This window comes from Sphingomonas sp., from assembly GCF_040398505.1.
Classification (GTDB): Bacteria; Pseudomonadota; Alphaproteobacteria; order Sphingomonadales; family Sphingomonadaceae; genus Sphingomonas.
In genome coordinates, this window is sequence record NZ_JBBATX010000182.1 from 1 (window position 1) to 2,470 (window position 2,470).

The 2,470-nt window shown below is 66.0% G+C and carries 3 protein-coding genes; 1 reads left to right on the forward strand and 2 read right to left on the reverse strand.

What is annotated here, in order from left to right; translation table 11 throughout:
* Positions 1-564 precede the first annotated feature (564 nt).
* A complete protein-coding gene (locus tag ABWP09_RS14145) occupies positions 565-1,233 on the reverse strand; it encodes a hypothetical protein (RefSeq protein WP_353205760.1) in 669 nt (222 codons plus the stop codon).
* Positions 1,234-1,311: 78 nt separating this feature from the next.
* Positions 1,312-1,467 (reverse strand): hypothetical protein, encoded by a 156-nt coding sequence (locus ABWP09_RS14150; protein ID WP_353205761.1) that lies wholly within the window; start codon positions 1,465-1,467, stop codon positions 1,312-1,314.
* Between the two features lie 114 nt (positions 1,468-1,581).
* Between ABWP09_RS14150 and ABWP09_RS14155 the strand changes: the two genes are divergently transcribed.
* Positions 1,582-2,470 (forward strand): aminoacyl--tRNA ligase-related protein (locus ABWP09_RS14155; RefSeq protein WP_353205762.1); only part of this gene is annotated, 889 nt, incomplete at its 3' end.

A 2,470-nucleotide genomic window follows, 5' to 3' on the forward strand; every position in this document is an offset into this window, starting at 1 on the left:
ATATCCGATCTTTGGGCACGCTCGCCAGATGCCGTCCCAATCGAACCGATGGGTACATAGATACGAGTCGGTCAGGGAGCGGCTGTATCATAATGAAACGTTAACCTTACCAACCATTGGCAGCATTCGGGAAAACCAGCCAAGTATCGCTAAACTTTGGTTAACGCCCTTGCACTTAATGATTTGTTGGGCACTTTATCCGATAGCGGCGAAATGGCCGAAGTAATCGGGGCTTTGCCTGAAACGGCGGCGGTAGCAAGAGAGTAGACTTATGTCGGTGCGGATGGCTTTAGCCAAACTTTGTGCCTGCGCGTGCGGCGGCGCGGTCATCGGCGGTGGCGCGGTGCATGTCGCAGACAGCGCCAAGGCGCGAAGCGGCTACACCTATAAGGCAACCAAGCGAATCGTTCGACGGACCACAACGGTCGCCGCCCGCGGAGCGACCGGCACCCGCGTTCGCCGAGTCGTGACGCAGACTCGCACCGCGGCACAGCCGCAAGTGGTGGTGGTCACGACCCAGGGTGCACCGATCCCGCTTCCCCCCGCGTTCGTGCCCTCGGGCGGCTATTCGGGCGGCGGGGGCGGGGGCGCTGCAGCGGTTGTCGGCGGCGGCGGATTCGGCGGTGGCGGCGGCTTCTTCGCGGGCGGTTTCTTCGGCGGCGGCGGCGGATCGGGCGGTGGCAGCATCGTGATCTCATCGACCTCGACCGGGTCATCCAGCGGCTCGGGGTCCGGGTCAAGCTCGGGGTCGAGCGGCACGGTGATCAACATTTCTTCGGGCGGGTCGAGCACCTCGACCTCGACCGGCGGGTCCTCGACCAGCGGCGGATCGACCTCGACCGGTGGCTCTTCGACCTCAACCGGCGGATCATCGAGCGGCAGCGTTTCAAGCACATCGTCGAGCGGATCGGTCAGCAGCACCTCGTCATCGGGCGGCAGCGGTGGGTCGTCGAGCAGCACCGGCGGCGCGACCGTGTCGAGCACGTCGTCAACGGGCGGGTCTTCCTCGGCCTCGGGCGGATCGAGCGGGAATGTCTCCTCGGCCTCGGGCGGCAGCAGCGGCAATGTGTCGTCCTCATCGAGCGGCAACGTCTCGTCCTCATCGGCGTCGAGCGGCAATGTGTCGTCAGCCTCTTCGACCAGTTCGAGCTCCAGCGGCAATGTGTCGTCCTCGGCATCGACCTCATCGAGCGGCAATGTCTCCTCGGCCAGCTCTTCCAACGGATCGAGCACCAGCTCCTCCGCCAGTTCGAGCAGCTATGGGTCGAGCAGCTATGGCTCGTCGACGGGTGGATGGAGCTCGAACGGCGGCTATGGCTCGAGCGGCCACAATGGCAGCTCGGGCAGCACCGGATCGAGCGGCGGCCCACCCGCCCCGGTCCCGGCACCACCGATGGTGCTGCTGTTCGGCGCGGCAGCAGCGGCGTTGGTTGCGCGCAAGCGCTTCGCCAAGCCGACCACGGTCACCGCCTAAACAGCGTTACACGCTTCCCGACCGGCTCCCGCGCGCCAGCACGGGGGCCGGTCTTGCTTTGAGGACACCGGGTTGCACGTCGGGCAGCGCGACGGCATAGCCCGGTCATGCACGACATCCGCTTCATCCGCGAAAATCCCGCCGCTTTCGACGCTGCTTTGGCGCGGCGCGGGCTCTCCCCGATTGCCGCAGAATTGATCGACCTCGATGAGCGCCGCCGCGCGCTATCGACCGAGGCGCAAGTCGCGCAGGCGCGGCGCAACGAAGCCTCCAAGGCAATCGGCGCGGCCAAGGCGGCCAAGGACGACGCGACCGCGGCGCCGCTGATGGCCGAAGTGGCAATGCTCAAGGAACGCCTGCCTGCAATCGAAGCCGAGGAAAAGGCGGTTGCATCCCAACTTAAGGCCGCGCTGGACATCATCCCCAATCTCCCCGCCGACGACGTGCCAGAGGGCGCGGGCGAGGAGGATAATGTCGAGGTCGCCCGCTGGGGCACGCCGCGCACGTTCGACTTTACGCCCACGGAACACGCCGACCTCGCCCCGGCGCTGGGCATGGATTTCGAAACCGGCGCGCGGCTTTCGGGTGCGCGTTTCACCTTCCTGCGGGGCGACATGGCGCGGCTCCACCGGGCGCTCGGGCAGTTCATGCTCGACGTGCAGACGCGCGAGCATGGCTATGAAGAATGCAACCCGCCCGTGCTCGTCAAAGACGAGGCGATGTACGGCACCGACAAGCTGCCAAAGTTTGCAGACGATAGCTTTCGCACGACCGACGATCGCTGGCTCATCCCCACCAGCGAAGTCTCGCTCACCGCGAGCGTGATGGGCGAGTTGCTCGACGAAAGCGCGCTCCCGCTGCGGCTCACTGCGCTGACCTTGTGCTTCCGCTCCGAAGCGGGCGCTGCGGGGCGCGATACGCGCGGCTTCATCCGCCAGCACCAGTTCGAGAAATGCGAGCTGGTCAGCATCGTGCGGCCCGAAGACAGCGAGGCCG